Origin of the sequence: Chryseobacterium sp. LJ668, assembly GCF_019613955.1 — a bacterium.
In the GTDB taxonomy this organism is placed as follows: domain Bacteria; phylum Bacteroidota; class Bacteroidia; order Flavobacteriales; family Weeksellaceae; genus Chryseobacterium.
This window is the reverse complement of record NZ_CP080443.1, coordinates 200,193-217,973: the sequence shown is the minus strand read 5'-3', so window position 1 is coordinate 217,973 and position 17,781 is coordinate 200,193. Positions and strand designations below refer to the sequence as shown.

Sequence of the window (17,781 nt, the reverse complement as noted above, 5' to 3'; positions counted from 1 at the left end):
AATTTTATATAATAAATCAGCGTTTTCTGTTCCGTCTTTTTCTCATTCGATGCGCAAATTCCTGTTCTTCATGATCACCTTCACTATTAAATGAAAATAATCCCCCAACTGATTCAATGAAGCCGTCTTCAGATGGTATGCCTTTCTGATGGGTTTCTAAAAAATCGAAAAGAAGATGTGGTTTTTCTGACAGTGAAGCTGACGACTTTTTTGTAGTCAGGGTTTCATTTTTTTCTTTGCTTAATTTTTTATTTTCTGGTAGATTTTCATTTTTCCATCTTTCACTTAAAGAATTGGAAGAAAATTCTTTCCCCAGACTTGAGCCATTCCAAACGGTTTTTGAACGATGGTCAATAAAAGTAATTCCGTACATGATACCGCTACTGTTTCTTCGGATGACCGTATTAATTCCCTGTCTGATTAAATTGCTTTTAAAATCATTTTCATTGAAAGTAGATTGCATAATGTTCGCAATAACTTCTTTTAGATGAGATTTTAAGATGTCATCTTTTAGAGATTCACGACATTTTAGAAAATGTTCTTCTAAAGCAGAAAGGCCGGCATCTTTACCAAACAAAGATGCCTTAAAATGATTTCCTACTATTTTACCTTCTTCATTCAGTGGAAAATAAAGTAGGCCACTTTGTAATTTACCTTGTAGCTCACCATCTACTTTTTCCGATGTAATATTAAAAAGAGAAATCAAAGCATTGTATTCTGCCAAACTCCTAAACTGGTAGTATTTCGGAAGATGACGGATTACAGAAGCTATCTGCTTTTTAACATCACCAGCTTTGTAATCAACAGGACGAAAAAGCAACTCGTATTTTTGATCTCTCTTCATCGCAGCAGGTACTAATTCGTATTTCTTTTCCAACTCTCTGCATATCTCCATTGATTTTCTTTTCTCAAACCGATCTGAAATCTTTTTTCCCATCTCATCAATAACTACTGAAACAATATGTATGTGTGTACGGTCAATATCCAAATGTTTAAAGACAACATACGGCTGATCACCATATCCAAGTTTTTGCATATAATCCTGGGCGAGGTCAATAAAATTCTCATCGCTGACCTTATCTTTCGGATCAGGATTTAATGAGATATGCAAACTGTACTTTTCTGTATTTCGATTTGCAGCCAAATAAGAATCAAATGAATGTGCTAATTGCGATACTGTATACCTGCCATCAGTCGTTTCAATCATATTATTGGTCATCAAAATTTTTCCTTTCTCACGCTCAACTTTCTTATTATTGTAGGCTAAAGCTCCATATAGATTACTGCTTCTCCCAATTTTTGCAACCATTTTATTCTTACTTTTTTAGATTATTTCTATTAAATTCTTCCGTAATCTCAATGATTTTTTTACACAAAACTGCTAACTCAACAGTTTGCTTTTCCAATTTGTATAAAAAAGCAGCGGCTTTCCGATCAGAAAACTGGGTATGTAATAACTTTACTACCTGATTATAATTGACTCCAACTGCACGAAACTGAGAATAAAAAGAGGTCAATCTCATGTAAAAATCTACCGCTCCCTTATCAATTTTCACCGTTTTAATTTCTTTAGAAAACAGCATAGAGACTATGAATTTTGCTTTATTAGAAAGTCCTGACTCTTCAAAAAGCATCATCAGCCGATCATTTTCCTCATCCGTCAGCCTAAAAACGTGACGATGGGTGCTTGGATTTATCTTTGGTTTTCTACCACCTTTATTTCTGTACTTATAATTTTGATCGTTCATAATGATTCAAATATTTATTTATAAAACTTCGACTTCGGAGAATGTTTTCCAGCTCCCGGCAGGGCAAGTTGTTTTGAGGCACTGAAAACAGTTATGAGGCACTCAAAACACAACTTGCCGTGTTCTGATGAACACTTAGATTTACTATTTAAGTAAATTAGATATCATGGTTAAAACCAGTTTTATTCATTCACCTAAGTATTTACTATTGCCAAGAGTCCATATCGAACTGTCTACAAATATTAATTCGCAAAGAAAAAGTTTACAGGTTTTAGAATTGTAATTTTTTGAACGACATACAAAGTCTATCCGAGCCATTATAGGACATGATGAGATTAGCAGATATATGAATCGCTTTATTTGCTATACCGTTTTACTTAAAACAATGAATAAAGGAATAGACCAAAGATCCTGAAAGACCTTAACTACAAATACGTAAGCGTAAAAGAATAAAGTTTTAAAAGTATAAAAGCAGTAAAACATATGGTTTGACGTACAGTTAGGTAGTTTCTCAGATAATTAACTGATTAGGTAAAGTTACTTAAAAATGCATATGCTGAAATATTGCTGGAAAGCAGAGAAACAATTTTGGAAATACTGAAAATTTAAACTTTTAGAAATGTAAAATAAATAAAGTAATAATAAAATTTCTAATAATGGAAACTACAAAAAAAACATTAAAAATAAGTTTTTCCACCCAAAAAGGAGGCGTTGGGAAATCAACTATAACATGTTTACTGGCAAGTGTGCTTCATTACCGATTAGGATATAATGTTGTCATTATGGACTGTGATTATCCACAGCACAGTTTAACCAACATGAGGGAGCGGGACAAGAAAACCATTATGCAGAACGAATACCATAAAAAAACAGCAATGAAGCAATTTCAAACAATTAATAAAAAGGCATATCCAATTATTAAATGCAAGTCTGAAAATGCTTTAGAGAAAGCATCCGAATACGTTGATGATTCGTCAGTAGTACCGGATGTTATATTTTTTGATCTACCGGGAACTGCCAATACAAGGGGAGTACTGACTACATTGAAATCAATGGATTTTATTTTCTCACCAATTACAGCTGACCGTTTGGTTGTAGAAAGCGCATTAGGATTTGCCAAAGCGTTTCTTCAATTGCCAATTACTCAAGATGAAAACACGCTTCAATCTTTACATCTATTTTGGAATCAGGTAGATGGTAGGGAAAAAACGGGATTGTATAATGCCTATCAAAATGTTATTGAAGAGCTGCAACTAAAAATAATGGAGACTAAAATTATGGACAGCAAGCGTTTCAGAAAGGAGGCAGATGATACCGGAAGTTATATTTTCAAATCCAGTCTGCTGGCTGCTGATTTTCAGCTATTAAAAGCTACCAAAATGGATCTGTTTATTGAAGAATTTCTACGTATTACTCAATTGTAAAACAATTAATTATGGATCAAGATAAAAAAAATAAAGAGTTTGAGGAACGAGATGTGGACGAGGATTATCTGATGGATATTATAAGCGGTGAGGAACTACCATCTAATAAAATTCAACCGCAACATATGCTTAAAGAAGGAAAAGCCAAAGAAAAATCACGAAACAATTCTTCAAAGAAATTAGGTTATGAAGAGACTTTTTTAATCAACCGGTTCCCTTCCGGCCGCAACGGTAGGGTCGTTTACATACGACCGGAATATCACGAAAGACTGCTTCGGATTGTCCAGTTGAATTTAGAAGACAAAACAACATTATACTCATACATTGACAATATTTTGGAACATCATTTCAGTGAATTTGGCAGTGATATTACTACATATTTTAACGAACATTTTAAACCCATATTATGAATTATGGAAATATTAATAGTACTATGTCTTTTGACTGTCATTGCTCTGCTTTTGCAGGATAAAATAGTGATCAGAAAAAAATCAGATGAAAAAATTTCAACGAGTAAAAGCAATCCTAATGTACCTGAAATAATAGGTCTGCCTAAACAAGGTACGAATCTTTTTGTGCAAAACCGTAGTGCTGAAAATTTTCAGAATATATCTGTGATACCGAAGGATACAGATATTGAAATTGATGAAAATAAAGAGTTTGATATTCAAACTCCATCTGAAAAACTTGACGAGATTTTCAGCACGCAACCTGATTTAGAAGAGGAGGAAGAGGAGTGGAAAAAGTATGGTGTTATTGTGGAGGATGATGCGCTTGCCCTGGGTGCGACCTTTGACGACCTCTGTACTACAGGACGTATTCTACATAAGGAAGTGTTGCAACCATTTGAAAAAGAAATGGTTATTAATGATCTGCTAAAAATACAGGGGACTGTTTTATTAGAGATTTTACAAAATTCTATTGAACAAGGGGCAGTAAAAATAGCTGAACTACTAGACTCTAGTCTTTCATCTTCGAATACTGTTATCATCAATTCAGATAACCAAAAATATGGTTTAGATGATTTTGACATAGAGAAGTTTGTATAGAAATTCAGCTCTAGCTTGATCAAAAAATAACCATGATGTTACTTTAACAGTTAATAACTTGATTTAAGAATTCATTATATTTTTTCGGTTTAGTTATTACTTCATTAAGTGTCATTATTAAGTTAATTGAGTTTTCATGGTTATTAGTTTCTACCCAGCTTTTTGCTGGGTTTTTTATGCTTTGAATCCATACGAATGTCAGTGATTTTTTAGAGATTGTAATAAATGTTATATCTCAGAAAAGCAACATACAGCCAATGTCTATCAGCTGCTTCCAATTAGAGATCATGCTATCATGCCTCTGATACATTTGTTTCCGAAAGCTGCAGAGCGCAGTTTTCAGTAACACAAAATGTATCAATTATGCAAAAACTAAAAATCAGACTTCTGACATTATGTTTGCTAACAGGAAGTTTCATTCAGACCTTCGCACAAGGCAACGGCACTGCGGGAATCAACGAAGCCACCCAAATGGTGACCTCTTATTTCGAGCCTGCCACGCAACTCATCTACGCCATCGGAGCAGTCGTAGGACTCATTGGAGGCGTTAAGGTTTACAACAAATTCAGTAGTGGTGATCCGGATACCAGCAAGACTGCAGCCAGTTGGTTCGGAGCCTGTATTTTTCTGATCGTTGCAGCGACCATTCTCCGTTCATTCTTCCTTTAAAAAGCAGTGTTATGAATACTTATCATATCAACAAAGGAATCGGGAGAACGGTTGAGTTCAAAGGACTGAAAGCGCAGTACCTCTTCATCTTCGCAGGAGGTTTGCTCGGGCTCCTGGTCTTGGTCATGATCCTCTATATGGCCGGAGTCAATACCTACATGTGTTTAGCCATTGGAGGACTGACCAGCAGTACATTGATTTGGCAGACCTTCTCACTAAACAGAAAATATGGGGAGCATGGACTGATGAAATTAGGTGCGAAGAAAAAGCATCCGCAATATATCATCAGCCGAAAGTCCATTTTCAGATACATCGACATCAATTCTAAAAAAGCTACAGCATGAGAAATACATCAAAAGCAGCTACCCTTGAAAGTAAGTTCCCATTATTGGCTTTAGAAGAAAACTGTATTATTTCAAAAGACGCAGATGTGACGGTTTGTTTTAAAGTCAAATTGCCAGAATTGTTTACCGTCGCTTCAGCAGAATATGAAGCCATCCATTCCGCATGGTTTAAGGCGATCAAAACTTTACCGGATTACAGCATCGTTCATAAGCAGGATTGGTTTATCAAAGAAAACTACAATCCCCATCTGTCGAAAGAGGATCAGAGTTTTCTGTCTAAATCGTTTGAAAGACATTTCAACGAAAGACCTTTTCTGAATCATTACTGCTATCTCTTTGTTACCAAAACAAGCAAAGAAAGAATGAGAATGCAGAGCAATTTCTCATCCTTATGCAAAGGAAAACTCATCCCAAAAGAGATCAGAGATAAAGAAATCATCAGCAGATTTATGGAAGCGGTTGATCAGTTGGAAAGAATCATGAATGACAGCGGTTATGTGCGACTGGAAAGAATGACTGAAGAGGAAATCACCGGAACAAAAGATCAGTCAGGAATTTTAGAACAATACCTGACTTTATCCAGAGACATCAATCCTTCCCTTCAGGACATCAATCTGGGAGCTGAAGAAATGAGAATCGGCAATAACCGAATCAGTATGCACACACTGTCAGATACCGATGATCTTCCCGGAACGGTTTCATCACATAGTCGTTACGAAAAACTCAGTACAGATCGGAGCGATTGTCTGCTGTCATTTGCTTCTCCGGTAGGACTCTTACTCAATTGCAATCACATCTACAATCAATATCTGTTCATCGACAACAGTGATGACAACTTAAGTAAGTTTGAAAAGTCAGCCAGAAATATGCACTCACTGGCCAGATACAGCCGGGCGAATCAGATCAACAAAGAATGGATTGAAAAATACCTCAATGAAGCCCATTCATTTGGACTGCAATCCATCCGTGCCCATTTCAATGTGATGTCGTGGTCAGACAATCCTGCTGAATTAAAACAGATCAAGAATGATACAGGAAGTGCTTTGGCTTTGATGGAATGTAAACCCCGTCATAATACCACAGATGTAGCCACTTTATATTGGGCAGGAATTCCCGGAAATGCAGGTGATTTTCCCAGTGAAGAAAGCTTCTACACGTTCATCGAACCTGCTTTGTGCTTTTTCACCGAAGAAACCAATTATCAGAATTCACCGTCTCCTTTTGGAATTAAGATGGCAGATCGATTGACCGGAAAACCCATTCACTTGGACATCTCCGATCTTCCGATGAAGCAGGGAATCATTACAAACCGTAACAAGTTTATTCTCGGACCTTCAGGAAGCGGTAAATCATTTTTTACCAATCATATGGTCAGACAGTATTATGAGCAGGGAGCTCATGTTCTTTTAGTTGATACTGGAAATTCCTACCAGGGTTTATGCGAATTGATTAAAGGCAAAACAAAAGGGGAGGACGGAGTGTATTTTACCTACACCGAAGATAACCCGATTGCATTCAATCCGTTCTACACAGACGATGGCATCTTTGATATTGAAAAAAGAGAGAGCATCAAAACCTTGATCCTTACCCTGTGGAAAAGAGATGACGAACCGCCTACACGATCAGAAGAAGTGGCGTTATCCAATGCTGTCAGCGGTTATATTGAGCAAATCAAAAAAACAGATCAACATCCATCATTTAATGGTTTTTACCATTATGTTAAAGACGATTATCAGGCAGTTTTAGAACAAAAGAAAGTTCGTGAAAAAGATTTCGACATTGCCAACTTCCTGAATGTTCTCGAGCCGTATTATAAAGGTGGCGAGTACGATTATCTGCTCAATTCAGACAAACAGTTGGATCTATTGTCCAAACGATTTATTGTATTCGAGATCGATGCCATCAAAGATCATAAGATACTGTTTCCCATCGTAACCATCATCATTATGGAAGTTTTTATCAACAAGATGAGAAGACTGAAAGGAATCAGAAAACTCATTCTGATAGAAGAAGCATGGAAAGCGATTGCTAAAGAAGGCATGGCAGAATACATCAAATATTTATTCAAGACCGTAAGAAAATTCTTTGGTGAAGCTATTGTCGTAACGCAGGAAGTCGATGACATCATTCAATCACCGATTGTCAAGGAAAGCATCATCAACAATTCAGACTGCAAGATCTTATTGGATCAAAGGAAATACATGAATAAGTTCGATGATATTCAGGCAATGCTTGGTTTGACTGACAAGGAAAAAGCTCAGGTACTTTCCATCAACATGAACAATGATCCAAAAAGACTCTACAAAGAAGTCTGGATCGGATTGGGTGGAACTCATTCCGCAGTCTATGCTACCGAAGTATCTACTGAAGAATATCTCGCATACACCACCGAGGAAACTGAAAAATTGGAAGTCATGAATCTGGCTTCAGAACTTGATGGCAATGTCGAACACGCTATCAAGAGGATCTCATTAAAGAGAATCAAATTGAACAAAGAAAATTAATCAATCAAATACAATTTACAACAATGAAAAATCTAATCATTAAAACTGTGATGGTAGCGGTTCTTGCTACAACAACATTCGCAAAAGCACAATTCGTAGTGACCGATCCGGCCAATCTCGCTTCAGGAATTTTAAATTCAGCCAATGAAATTGTACAAACTTCCAATACCGTCTCCAATGTCGTCAAAAACTTCAATGAAGTAAAAAAAGTCTACGAACAGGGAAAGGAATATTATGACAAGCTCAAAGCCGTCAATAATCTGGTTAAAGATGCAAGAAAAGTTCAGCAGACCGTACTGATGGTCGGCGACGTTTCGGAAATGTATGTCAATAATTTCGGGAAGATGCTGAATGATCCCAACTTCAATGCTCAGGAACTGACCGCCATTGCCAATGGATATTCCCAACTATTAAACGAGAGCACAGAGCTATTGAAAGATTTAAAGCAGATCGTCAATACGAGCAGCCTTTCCCTGAACGACAAAGAAAGAATGGACATCATTGACCGGGTCTACAAAGAAGTAAAAGACTATCATAATCTGGTTCGCTACTACACCAATAAGAATATTTCTGTTAGCTACCTAAGAGCAAAAAAACAGAACAATACCCAAAGAGTATTGAATTTGTACGGAACTGCCAACCAAAAATACTGGTAATATGGAACCCAATAACTTACACGAATTACTTCGCTCCGTTTACGATGAAATGATGCCGTTATGTGCAGACATGGCTGCTGTTGCCAAAGGGGTTGCAGGATTAGGAGCCTTGTTTTATGTTGCCATCAAAGTATGGCAGGCATTGAGTCGCGCAGAACCCATCGATCTGTTTCCGATGTTAAGACCTTTTGCGATCGGAATTTGCATCATGTTCTTTTCAACACTTGTGCTTGGAAGTATTAACGGCGTTTTGAGTCCCATCGTTCAGGGAAGCCATTCCATGTTGGAGGATCAGGTTCTAGATCTCAATGAATTGCAGCAGAAAAAAGACCTGTTAGAAAGAGAAGCCATGCTCAGAAATCCTGAGATGGCGTATCTGATCTCCGATGAAGAATTTGATAAAAAACTGGAAGAATTAGGCTGGTCACCTTCAGATCTGGTCACCATGTCCGGAATGTATATTGAACGAGAAATGTTTTCTATTAAAAAAGACATTAGAGATGGTTTTCGGGAATTCCTCGAAATCTTATTTCAATCTGCTGCACTGGTCATCGACACGATACGGACTTTCTTCTTGATTGTTTTATCAATCCTCGGACCTATTGCTTTTGCGATTTCTGTTTGGGATGGATTTCAGAGTACGCTCACCCAATGGCTCACCAGATACATCAGTGTGTATTTATGGCTTCCGGTTGCGGATATTTTCAGTTCTATACTTGCCAAGATTCAGTCGCTTATTATTGAAAAAGATATCGAGATGCTGTCTGATCCAAACTTCATTCCGGATACTTCAAGCACCGTTTACATCATTTATATGATTATTGGGATCATTGGATATTTTACCGTTCCCACAGTGACAGGCTGGGTGATCCAGGCAGGTGGAGCTGGAAACTTCACAAGAAACGTTAACCAAACCGCACAGAAATCCGGAAACATTGCTGGCGCCGCTGCCGGTTCAGCAACAGGCAATATTTCAGGAAGATTATTAAAATAATTAAACCTAACAACAATGGAATTTAAAACCTTAAGAAATATAGAAAACAGTTTCAAACAGATCCGGTTATTCACCTTTGTTTTTGCCATATTATGCTTTGGAGTAGTGGGATTGGTGATTTTTAAATCTTACCAATTTGCAGAAGAACAACGACAGAAGATCTATGTTCTGGATAATGGAAAATCTCTGATGGTTGCGCTTTCTCAGGATATGTCCATCAACCGTCCTGTAGAGGCAAGAGAACATGTGAGGCGTTTTCATGAACTGTTCTTTACGATTGCTCCCGATAAAAATGCGATTGAAAGCAATGTCAAAAGAGCATTCAATCTGGCTGATCAGTCTGCCTTTGATTACTACAAAGATCTTTCAGAGAAAGGATATTACAATCGGATAATCAGTGGAAATATCCAGCAAAGGATCGAGGTTGATAGTGTTGTCGCCAATTTTAACAACTATCCTTATGCAGTACAAACCTTTGCACGACAGTTTATTATTCGATCAAGCAATCTCACGATACGAAGTCTGATTACCAACTGTTCACTGGTGAACTCTGTGAGATCAGACAGCAATCCTCAGGGATTTACCATTGAAAAATTCAACGTCGTTGAGAATAAAGATGTTGAAACCGTTGACCGTTAAAACCAAAACCTATGAAAAAGTTTAGAAAAACAATTGCTCAATACATTCTGCATACAGAACAAAAGTGGAAAGCTTTGCCGGAAAAGCGACAACGGCTGTTCACAAAAGTGTTTCTAGCAGGATACACTTTGCTGACCTTGTGTGTATTTGTACAGATTTGGGTGAACGGTGCAAACGGTAAAAACATTCCAATCGGTGGACACATCAGTAACATTCCGACAGGGATTCAACCGATGAATCAATCCTTGAAAACGACACCGATTAACAACATTCAAAAATGATTAGAATGAAAGATTCAAATACAACACAGGTAAGAATTACTGAAGGATCTTCCGACTCATCATCAAGTAATGATGTTCAGGAGAACAGAAAATTACAGCTGGAAGAACTGAAGAAACCACTCATCTATTTTCTGATGACTATCGTTTTTGTCGGATGCCTATACCTGATTTTTAAACCTAAAGAAAAAACAACTATTGAGGATGTTGGTTTTAATTCTGTAATTCCACAGGCTGCCGATGATCAATTACAGTCAGACAAACAGAAAGCGTATGAACAGCAATTGTTGGAAAATAAAAATGACGAGAAAAGAAATGCGCTCACTACTTTGTCAGATTACTGGACTGATCCGGCAACTTCAAAAGATGGTAACATGGAAAGTGTACATGCTCAATCTCCAACAAATCCAAACAGTAACATTTTACAAGGTGACCATAACGCAGTCAACAGTTATCGCAATGCACAACAGACATTGGGTTCTTTTTACAGTCGAGATGATCAGGAAGTCAGTCAGCTGAAAAGAGAAATCTCCAGATTAAAAAATGAATCATCGCAAAACGTTTCATCACCGACCGGCACAACGATCAATGATCAACTTGAACTGATGGAAAAATCATATCAGATGGCTGCAAAATATCTTCCTACATCTGCCAATCAGGAAAAATCTGAAGAAAAGCAACTTCCTGAAAAGGACGCCGAACAGAAAAAAGTTCAGGTGACTGCTGCCCAGTCCGTCAGAAAGAATCTGGTTTCAAGTATTTATCGAGAGGTTAGTGACAGTACTCTTTTAACAGGATTGGAAAAAAACAGATTTAATGGGTTGCAAAATGAGCATGAAACTACCAGTTTTCAAAACCAGAACAGCATCCAGGCAGTCATCCATGAGACAAAAACCATTTCCAGTGAAAGCATGGTTTCACTGAGACTTTCACAACCGATGATGCTTGGAAAAATGTTCATTCCTGCAGGAACACTGGTAAAAGCATCCGGTAAATTTCAAGGCGGAAGACTGCAGCTAAAGATTTCCACGATTGAATATAAAGGCAATATCCAGCAAGTTGAAATTAATATTCATGACAATGACGGACAACTAGGACTCAATATTCCCTATTCACCAGAACAAAATGCAGTAACGGAAATTTTGGGAAATATGGGACAGACTTCAGGAACGAATATTATGATGACCCAATCAGCAGGACAACAAATTGCTGCAGATCTAACAAAAGGTGTTGTTCAGGGTATATCTGGATATTTCCAAAAGAAGGTCAGACTTCCAAAAGTCACTATTAAAGCCGGTCATCAGGTTTTTCTGGTTTCAAAAAATAACTAAACAACAAACTAAAATAATGAATAATATATTAAAACAATGGGTGATATTCATCCTCATATCCGTTTCAATGAGTCCACTCAACGCTCAGGAAATGCCGGAATTTGCTTCGCTCAGCGAAGCTAAATTAGAACCTTATAAAATGGAAGTTACCTATAACAAAACTTCCCATTTGTTATTTCCATCGCCCATACGGTATGTTGATTTGGGAAGTGAAAACCTCATTGCCAACAAAGCAGAAGATGTCGGAAATGTACTCCGAATTAAAGCCGGAGTCAGAGATTTTGAAGAAGAAACCAATTTTTCCGTGATTACTCAAGACGGGAAATTCTACAACTTTGATGTGTTTTACAGTTCCTATCCTAACACTTTGAACTATGACCTTTTAAAATTGCAGAGGCAAAATGAAAAAAAATATTCGACCGAGGTTTTATTAGAAGACCTTAAGGGAGAATCCGCTTCATTAACAGAATTAATGATGAAAACCTTGCATGAAAATCCCAAGAGTACCATCAAACATCTAGGGTCAAAAAGTTTTGGAGTTCATGTGCTGTTACAATCTTTGTATTTACACGAAGGAAAATTTTATTTCGTGCTCAAATTCAGAAATATAAATAATCTTCTATACAATATCGATTTTGTAAGTTTTAAAATTGTAGATAAGAAAAATCTAAAGAAAACGGTTGTTCAGGATAAAGTGCTGACTCCCATTCGGGAATACCTGATAACGAAAACGATCAATCATCAATCCGACGAAAAGGTTGTCTATCTATTAGATCAGTTCACTTTACTGGAAGATCAGATCTTGGAAATTGAAGTTTTTGAAAAAGACGGTGGAAGGCATCATAAAATTCAGGTAGAAAATGCTGATTTGATCAATGCAAAGCTCGTTAAGGACATTCATTTAAAACTGAAATAGAATGAGAAAGTTTATCATGATCATGGTATTGCTCATCGCAAGCCATACGATTAGTGCACAGAGAATGCTTCCCAAACAGAAAGGTGTAGAGATTACTTCCGGTTTATTACTTTCAGAAAATTCATATAATTACTTTATAAATGCTGGACTAATTGTGCATGCTAAAAAAGGAAATTACCTGTTGTATGCATTAGAATATTCCAGAGAAGTAATCCCATACCGAACTTTTGAAATACCTGTAGAAACTATCAGTGCAGAAGCTGGTTACAGTCTAAATCTGATTGGCAACCGCAAAAAAAGCCTTATGGTCAATACGACCCTATCTGCTGTCGCAGGGTATGAAATAATCAATCGAGGTGAGAGCATCTTAAACGATGGCTCAGTAATTATTCATAAATCATCATTCGTATATGGAGCAGCTGGAAGAATTTCTGCAGAAATTTATCTTTCAGATCGTTTCACAATAATTGCTTCGGGCAGAACAAAAATACTTTGGAATACTTCCCGGAATCAGTTCACACCTTCAGTCGGAATTGGAGTAAGAATCAATTTATAAATCAATCATTATGAAAAATTATATCAACAAAGCGAAATGCTTTTTACGAATTCTGTATGTGATCCCAATCCTGATTTTCACAGAAACAATACTTTCATCATGCACCAACGAGGAATTACAAATCCAGCAGAATTTTCCATTTGAAGTTTCAGTCATGCCTGTTCATAAAGATATTGCGAACGATGAAACAGTGGAGATCAGGGTTAAAATTCTGCCATCCGGAAATTTTACTGAAACCCAATATTATCTCAGGTATTTTCAGTTTGATGGAACCGGAATACTGAAATACTACAACGATATTCCTTACTCCCAAAATGATTCTTATGAATTAAAGAATAAAGAGTTTCGTCTGTATTATACCTCAACATCTACAATGTCACAGAGCTTTAAAATCTGGATTATTGATAGTTTTGGAAATGAAAGAGAAATTGAGTTTCAATTTGGTAATAAGGACTAAAAAACAAAATCCCATTTAATTATGGGATTTTTGCCTAAAATAAAGTATGTATAAATAATCTTTTTTTTAAAATAATTCAGCCTGTTTTTTATTCAAAAAAATAGGTATTCTTTTTTTTTATTGTGAATAATGGTAAGTTTAAAAACTATTTTTTAATTAAATCTAATTCTAATATGTTATTGTCTTTTTTAATCATCATTTCTCTGTTTTTTACAACATCTCTCATATCAACGGGTTTTCCTGATGCATTAGTAACAGTATAAGAAACCATTCCTCCGGCACTATTGTTCCATGTTTTCATTGGATCATTTCGATCTTCTATAAATGCTTTTTTAAATTTTTTCTCATTAACAATGATATTTTTTTTAGCGTTTTTCCTTTCGTTTTCGCTAGACCATTTTTCCTTATTATTAAGTTTTTTCACACCTTTTAATTCAAAAATGTGCGAGTGTGTTATATCTTCAATCTTTATTATTAATCCGGGCAATCCATGAAATTTATAAGGGCCATCTTGGATAGGGTAATCTTTACTAAACCAAGCGATCCATTTTCTTCCAAAAACTTCCGTTTGTGCCTTTTGAGCCGTAAATTGACCTATTTTCATTATATCAGGTAAAATTTCCCATTTCAAATCTATATTTTCATCTACTCTATAACGTTCTAAACCTATATTGGTAAAATAGTTTATATTGAAATTTGGATAATATTTTTCAACAATATTTCTTACTCTTCCTTTAAAATTTGAATTATTAATCATTACACGATTTACCGTTGGTCTATTTTTTATTCTATCTTGAACAATAGAATCTGTAATATATACATCCCTACTATAAAATTTTGAACCAATATCACTTACATCTAAATGCATTAATTCAGTAAAAGTAGAGTCTATTTTAGTTGAGTCTGCTACAAATTTATAATCATAAAAGAATCTTATATTTTGACCACTTAGCGCAATAAAAAAAACAGAAAAAAACAAAAAAAGTAACTTATTCATAATTAAAAATCTATATATATTTCTTTTCCTCCTTTAGACATTTCACTTTTTACAGTACGGTCTCCTACTTTCCTTTCCGCAGTATTTTCTTTATATTTTTCTATATACATTTCTTTATATTTTTGAAAAGGAATTAAGTCACTACTGTTTTTAAATGGATTATCAATTGTGTCTTCAGACGTTTTTATATATGATGCTTCATATTTTATAAAATTATCTTCAGATTTTATTTCTAAAATAACACCAGGAAGACCCGAAAATTTCCAAGGACCAAAAGGATATTTTAAACTTTCATCATAATATGCAGCATAAGTTCTACCTCTAAAGTCCACAATTGCTTTTTTACATATACGTCCTAAAATTTCTTTTTTCTCTTCAGTAAGCTTCCAATTAAAAATATTGTTTACATCTTGTACTTCATAATTATCTAAGAATATTTTTTCATTAGATATCATCAAATTTTTCTCTAAGTCTTTATATACTAAAGATTTTTTGTTTGTACGAATGTATAGGTTATTATCTATTCTCTCATCTTTACGATCATTGTCTTTATTATTGCTTTTTAATTTTCCATATAAAGAATTGTTTTTATTAAATATTAAAATATTTCCTGTTCCAACTGCACCGGAATTAGATATAGCACGGTATTCGATTAACCATGTTTTTTCTTGTCCAAATGTAGTAATTGAAAAAACTAAAACTAAAAGTAGAGAATATATGTATGTGTTCTTCATTGTTAGATTTTACTTAAACAAAAATAATGGGCTTTTCTTACATAAGAAAAGCCCATTTGTAATTTTTTTAAAATTAAGGATTTATTTGATCGTTTAATTCATTTGAAGCGGCATTACATGCTGCTTCGGGTGTGTCATAGCAACAGATAGAAAATGAACGATATTCTTCATACTCTTCTGTCTCTTCATTATAAAGATAAGCTGTAGCCGTACATCCCCAATTTCCTAAAGCTGATTGATCAGCTTTATCTACATTTTGTACTGATACTGTAAGTTCTGAATTTTTTTCTACATTTTCTTTAGCAAATCCTAAAGTTGTACCAGCAAACAAAACTGCCGCGAATAGTAATTTTTTCATAAAAATAATTTTTGATTAATGTGAGTCAAAAATAATAAATATTTCAATACAAAGAGATAATATGTGTGAAATATTCTATTTTTTTTAATAATGCTTACTGATAAAGGATTTGAAGGGTAAACGAATTTTAAGTAATCGATTACATTGTTTAAATTGTGAAAATTTTTCGTGATATCATTTTTTTCACTTAAAAAAAAGTAGATTTGATATTTTGTAATAGTTAATCAACACACCGAATTATGTACTAACACTCGCATATCAATAATTTTTTAACGGTTATAATAACGTAATGCTGTCTTCGTAACAACTGAGAGTTGCTCCAAATTTTCAATGTTTTTGATTTGAAATCAAAACAAGTAAGAACTTTCTATAAAATTGCTATAACTTATTGACAGTGCTGTACGTCGCTGGGCAATCAATGGGTTATTTCTGTACATTAGCGAAAAGACGGTTCCGACCTTCGGAAGGAATTGTCTTTTCGCCACAAAATAAAACGGCAACTTTTAAATTACCGTTTACATTTGTTTTATAATTATTACAAATGTCCATCGTCTGCAAATGATATATAATGCGTTGATGTCAATATACAATGATCCAGCAACTGAATGTCTAAAAATTTTGAAGCTTCTTTAATTTTCTGCGTGACTTTCAGATCATCTTCAGAAGGTTTTAAATTTCCTGACGGATGATTATGAGCCAATATAATACCGGTTGCATTACATAAAAGTGCAGCCTGCATAATAATCCGGACATCAACGATGGTAGAACAAATTCCTGATTCAGAAATTTTCCGTATTCCTAAAACTCTGTGAGCCTGATTTACATACAAGGCGAAAAATGATTCTCTGTAGTCCATTTCGTTTTTGTCAAAATGCTGTCTGAAAACATCTACTGCATCACTTGAAGTAGAAATAAATTTCTCAGAATTTCCCTTTCTTGAATAGCTTAATTTTATTTCGTTAACAATATTGAATTTCATAATGGTTGCTCTTGTACGGCAGAGACTTAAATTTCCCGTACTAAAAATTTAAATAGAATTCAAAAAATCAGTTCATAAAAATTGGTTCAGCACCTTGATGGGCAAACCTTTCGCAAAGATCAAAAGCCTTTTGAGATTTTAATTGTGCAGTACCACCCAATACAATAGACTGTAATTTGGCTTCATCATTTTTATAGTTCTTTACATTTTGATAATAACCTATGACAGCATTATAAACTCCAAACAAAGTTCCTTTTGTGGTTTCCATTTGTTGGGTATCACTGATCATCGCATACATAAAAGCATCGTTAACTGAATTCTTAAACATGGTTGACAGTTCGTCAGAATTTCCTTTAAGCAAATGATCTAACGTTTCTTTATTAGGACATAAAGCCAATTGAATGAGTTTTTTAATTTGATCATCTTTGACTTTTATTTTTGCCCAATGATTAAAAATGGTTTCCAATTCCTTGCTCAAGTTATTTGCTAATCCCATTATTTTATGGGCATCATCCAAACGCTGTTTTGCTCCTGCTGTATGTCGGATTCTTATTACATTACTCATATTTCTCAATGATGCATTTAAAGTGTTTTGACAAACAATACGGATTGGAGTAAAAGCGGCGGTAATACTTCCGCTTCCTTCGTGGGAGGTTGTAAGGAAAATATATTTTTCTGTTATATCGTCACCGTTTCCAACTCTGATGTAATCGGGTAGTTTAGCCGTGATAAAAATACGTTCCCCATTTCCCAAAGCTCCTGCGGTCTCGTATAAAATTCCGTTTCCACCACCAACAATAGAGTCAAAAAACGAAAAGGCTTCACGGTTTTGTACGATTTGGTAGTCTCTTCCAACTACTCCCAAAACAGTGTTATTATCTGTTCTGATGTTGGCGAAATAATTGGGAACTTCCAATTCGGAATTCATCATTTCGATACTATCGTCATTTTCTATAATTCCAGAGCCTTTGGTAAAAAGTGGTGATTTTGCCACTTCGTAATCAAGACCTGCAAATTGTATTGCTTCTTCGCTTTTCGGGTAATCTTCTACGATTTGCCCCAAATTGTGCCATGCTTTTTCCTTCACGCTGAAAAATGAATATTTTCCCGTCCTGCTATTGAAGTTTAATTGGTGTGCCATGATAAAA

At 35.3% G+C, this 17,781-nt stretch carries 21 protein-coding genes; 14 read left to right on the top strand and 7 right to left on the bottom strand.

Annotated features, from left to right (window positions below; translation table 11 throughout):
• Window positions 1-16 precede the first annotated feature (16 nt).
• Together mobB and mobA are read right to left on the bottom strand one after the other, a co-directional pair.
• A complete protein-coding gene (gene mobB, locus K0U91_RS01055) occupies window positions 17-1,309 on the bottom strand; it encodes a conjugal transfer protein MobB (RefSeq protein ID WP_220180074.1) in 1,293 nt (430 codons plus the stop codon).
• 7 nt (window positions 1,310-1,316) lie between these two features.
• Window positions 1,317-1,748, bottom strand: coding sequence for a conjugal transfer protein MobA (mobA, locus tag K0U91_RS01050; RefSeq protein WP_220180073.1), 432 nt, complete (start codon window positions 1,746-1,748; stop codon window positions 1,317-1,319).
• A gap of 656 nt (window positions 1,749-2,404) precedes the next feature.
• Between mobA and K0U91_RS01045 the strand changes: the two genes are divergently transcribed.
• The 14 genes from K0U91_RS01045 (at window position 2,405) to K0U91_RS00980 (ending at window position 13,565) form a co-directional block, all read left to right on the top strand.
• Window positions 2,405-3,172 carry a ParA family protein gene (locus K0U91_RS01045; protein ID WP_220180072.1) on the top strand — a complete coding sequence of 256 codons (768 nt, stop codon included), beginning with the start codon at window positions 2,405-2,407 and terminating at the stop codon, window positions 3,170-3,172.
• Between the two features lie 11 nt (window positions 3,173-3,183).
• Window positions 3,184-3,582: a DUF3408 domain-containing protein gene (locus tag K0U91_RS01040; RefSeq protein ID WP_220180071.1), complete on the top strand. Its 399-nt coding sequence runs from the start codon at window positions 3,184-3,186 to the stop codon at window positions 3,580-3,582.
• Between the two features lie 3 nt (window positions 3,583-3,585).
• Window positions 3,586-4,221: a conjugal transfer protein TraD gene (locus K0U91_RS01035; protein ID WP_220180070.1), complete on the top strand. Its 636-nt coding sequence runs from the start codon at window positions 3,586-3,588 to the stop codon at window positions 4,219-4,221.
• Window positions 4,222-4,584: 363 nt separating this feature from the next.
• Window positions 4,585-4,890, top strand: coding sequence for a DUF4134 domain-containing protein (locus K0U91_RS01030; protein ID WP_220180069.1), 306 nt, complete (start codon window positions 4,585-4,587; stop codon window positions 4,888-4,890).
• 11 nt (window positions 4,891-4,901) lie between these two features.
• A complete protein-coding gene (locus K0U91_RS01025) occupies window positions 4,902-5,234 on the top strand; it encodes a DUF4133 domain-containing protein (RefSeq protein ID WP_220180068.1) in 333 nt (110 codons plus the stop codon).
• The gene (locus K0U91_RS01020; protein ID WP_220180067.1) at window positions 5,231-7,738 is read left to right on the top strand and encodes a TraG family conjugative transposon ATPase; all 2,508 of its coding nucleotides are present in this window, start codon (window positions 5,231-5,233) and stop codon (window positions 7,736-7,738) included. The genes K0U91_RS01025 and K0U91_RS01020 overlap by 4 nt, the downstream gene beginning before the upstream one ends.
• A 23-nt stretch (window positions 7,739-7,761) precedes the next feature.
• On the top strand, window positions 7,762-8,394 hold the full coding sequence (locus K0U91_RS01015; protein ID WP_220180066.1) for a DUF4141 domain-containing protein: 633 nt from the start codon (window positions 7,762-7,764) through the stop codon (window positions 8,392-8,394).
• A gap of 1 nt (window position 8,395) precedes the next feature.
• The gene (gene traJ / locus K0U91_RS01010) at window positions 8,396-9,388 is read left to right on the top strand and encodes a conjugative transposon protein TraJ (RefSeq protein WP_220180065.1); all 993 of its coding nucleotides are present in this window, start codon (window positions 8,396-8,398) and stop codon (window positions 9,386-9,388) included.
• Window positions 9,389-9,403: 15 nt separating this feature from the next.
• Window positions 9,404-10,027, top strand: coding sequence for a conjugative transposon protein TraK (gene traK / locus K0U91_RS01005; protein WP_220180064.1), 624 nt, complete (start codon window positions 9,404-9,406; stop codon window positions 10,025-10,027).
• 11 nt (window positions 10,028-10,038) lie between these two features.
• The gene (locus K0U91_RS01000) at window positions 10,039-10,308 is read left to right on the top strand and encodes a hypothetical protein (RefSeq protein WP_220180063.1); all 270 of its coding nucleotides are present in this window, start codon (window positions 10,039-10,041) and stop codon (window positions 10,306-10,308) included.
• A gap of 5 nt (window positions 10,309-10,313) precedes the next feature.
• A complete protein-coding gene (traM, locus tag K0U91_RS00995) occupies window positions 10,314-11,636 on the top strand; it encodes a conjugative transposon protein TraM (protein WP_220180062.1) in 1,323 nt (440 codons plus the stop codon).
• A 16-nt stretch (window positions 11,637-11,652) separates the two neighbouring features.
• Window positions 11,653-12,552 (top strand): conjugative transposon protein TraN, encoded by a 900-nt coding sequence (gene traN / locus K0U91_RS00990; RefSeq protein WP_220180061.1) that lies wholly within the window; start codon window positions 11,653-11,655, stop codon window positions 12,550-12,552.
• 1 nt (window position 12,553) lies between these two features.
• Complete coding sequence (locus tag K0U91_RS00985; protein ID WP_220180060.1) at window positions 12,554-13,108, top strand: conjugal transfer protein TraO; 555 nt, start codon at window positions 12,554-12,556, stop codon at window positions 13,106-13,108.
• 10 nt (window positions 13,109-13,118) lie between these two features.
• Window positions 13,119-13,565, top strand: a complete 447-nt coding sequence (locus tag K0U91_RS00980; protein WP_220180059.1) for a DUF3872 domain-containing protein — start codon at window positions 13,119-13,121, stop codon at window positions 13,563-13,565.
• 145 nt (window positions 13,566-13,710) lie between these two features.
• On the opposite strand, the gene K0U91_RS00975 is transcribed toward K0U91_RS00980, so the two are convergent.
• From K0U91_RS00975 to K0U91_RS00955, 5 genes are all read right to left on the bottom strand, one after another.
• Window positions 13,711-14,562 carry a GLPGLI family protein gene (locus tag K0U91_RS00975; RefSeq protein ID WP_220180058.1) on the bottom strand — a complete coding sequence of 284 codons (852 nt, stop codon included), beginning with the start codon at window positions 14,560-14,562 and terminating at the stop codon, window positions 13,711-13,713.
• Between the two features lie 2 nt (window positions 14,563-14,564).
• Window positions 14,565-15,296: a GLPGLI family protein gene (locus K0U91_RS00970; protein ID WP_220180057.1), complete on the bottom strand. Its 732-nt coding sequence runs from the start codon at window positions 15,294-15,296 to the stop codon at window positions 14,565-14,567.
• A 73-nt stretch (window positions 15,297-15,369) separates the two neighbouring features.
• Window positions 15,370-15,654 (bottom strand): hypothetical protein, encoded by a 285-nt coding sequence (locus K0U91_RS00965; protein WP_220180056.1) that lies wholly within the window; start codon window positions 15,652-15,654, stop codon window positions 15,370-15,372.
• Between the two features lie 535 nt (window positions 15,655-16,189).
• Window positions 16,190-16,633 carry a JAB domain-containing protein gene (locus tag K0U91_RS00960; RefSeq protein ID WP_220180055.1) on the bottom strand — a complete coding sequence of 148 codons (444 nt, stop codon included), beginning with the start codon at window positions 16,631-16,633 and terminating at the stop codon, window positions 16,190-16,192.
• A 67-nt stretch (window positions 16,634-16,700) separates the two neighbouring features.
• Window positions 16,701-17,774 (bottom strand): DUF932 domain-containing protein, encoded by a 1,074-nt coding sequence (locus K0U91_RS00955; protein WP_220180054.1) that lies wholly within the window; start codon window positions 17,772-17,774, stop codon window positions 16,701-16,703.
• Between the last annotated feature and the right edge of the window lie 7 nt (window positions 17,775-17,781).

Coding starts and splice junctions, on each gene's coding strand:
- mobB (WP_220180074.1), bottom strand. CDS start 1,309: ATGGTTGCAAAAATTGGGAGAAGCAGTAATCTATATGGAGCTTTAGCC.
- mobA (WP_220180073.1), bottom strand. CDS start 1,748: ATGAACGATCAAAATTATAAGTACAGAAATAAAGGTGGTAGAAAACCA.
- K0U91_RS01045 (WP_220180072.1), top strand. CDS start 2,405: ATGGAAACTACAAAAAAAACATTAAAAATAAGTTTTTCCACCCAAAAA.
- K0U91_RS01040 (WP_220180071.1), top strand. CDS start 3,184: ATGGATCAAGATAAAAAAAATAAAGAGTTTGAGGAACGAGATGTGGAC.
- K0U91_RS01035 (WP_220180070.1), top strand. CDS start 3,586: ATGGAAATATTAATAGTACTATGTCTTTTGACTGTCATTGCTCTGCTT.
- K0U91_RS01030 (WP_220180069.1), top strand. CDS start 4,585: ATGCAAAAACTAAAAATCAGACTTCTGACATTATGTTTGCTAACAGGA.
- K0U91_RS01025 (WP_220180068.1), top strand. CDS start 4,902: ATGAATACTTATCATATCAACAAAGGAATCGGGAGAACGGTTGAGTTC.
- K0U91_RS01020 (WP_220180067.1), top strand. CDS start 5,231: ATGAGAAATACATCAAAAGCAGCTACCCTTGAAAGTAAGTTCCCATTA.
- K0U91_RS01015 (WP_220180066.1), top strand. CDS start 7,762: ATGAAAAATCTAATCATTAAAACTGTGATGGTAGCGGTTCTTGCTACA.
- traJ (WP_220180065.1), top strand. CDS start 8,396: ATGGAACCCAATAACTTACACGAATTACTTCGCTCCGTTTACGATGAA.
- traK (WP_220180064.1), top strand. CDS start 9,404: ATGGAATTTAAAACCTTAAGAAATATAGAAAACAGTTTCAAACAGATC.
- K0U91_RS01000 (WP_220180063.1), top strand. CDS start 10,039: ATGAAAAAGTTTAGAAAAACAATTGCTCAATACATTCTGCATACAGAA.
- traM (WP_220180062.1), top strand. CDS start 10,314: ATGAAAGATTCAAATACAACACAGGTAAGAATTACTGAAGGATCTTCC.
- traN (WP_220180061.1), top strand. CDS start 11,653: ATGAATAATATATTAAAACAATGGGTGATATTCATCCTCATATCCGTT.
- K0U91_RS00985 (WP_220180060.1), top strand. CDS start 12,554: ATGAGAAAGTTTATCATGATCATGGTATTGCTCATCGCAAGCCATACG.
- K0U91_RS00980 (WP_220180059.1), top strand. CDS start 13,119: ATGAAAAATTATATCAACAAAGCGAAATGCTTTTTACGAATTCTGTAT.
- K0U91_RS00975 (WP_220180058.1), bottom strand. CDS start 14,562: ATGAATAAGTTACTTTTTTTGTTTTTTTCTGTTTTTTTTATTGCGCTA.
- K0U91_RS00970 (WP_220180057.1), bottom strand. CDS start 15,296: ATGAAGAACACATACATATATTCTCTACTTTTAGTTTTAGTTTTTTCA.
- K0U91_RS00965 (WP_220180056.1), bottom strand. CDS start 15,654: ATGAAAAAATTACTATTCGCGGCAGTTTTGTTTGCTGGTACAACTTTA.
- K0U91_RS00960 (WP_220180055.1), bottom strand. CDS start 16,633: ATGAAATTCAATATTGTTAACGAAATAAAATTAAGCTATTCAAGAAAG.
- K0U91_RS00955 (WP_220180054.1), bottom strand. CDS start 17,774: ATGGCACACCAATTAAACTTCAATAGCAGGACGGGAAAATATTCATTT.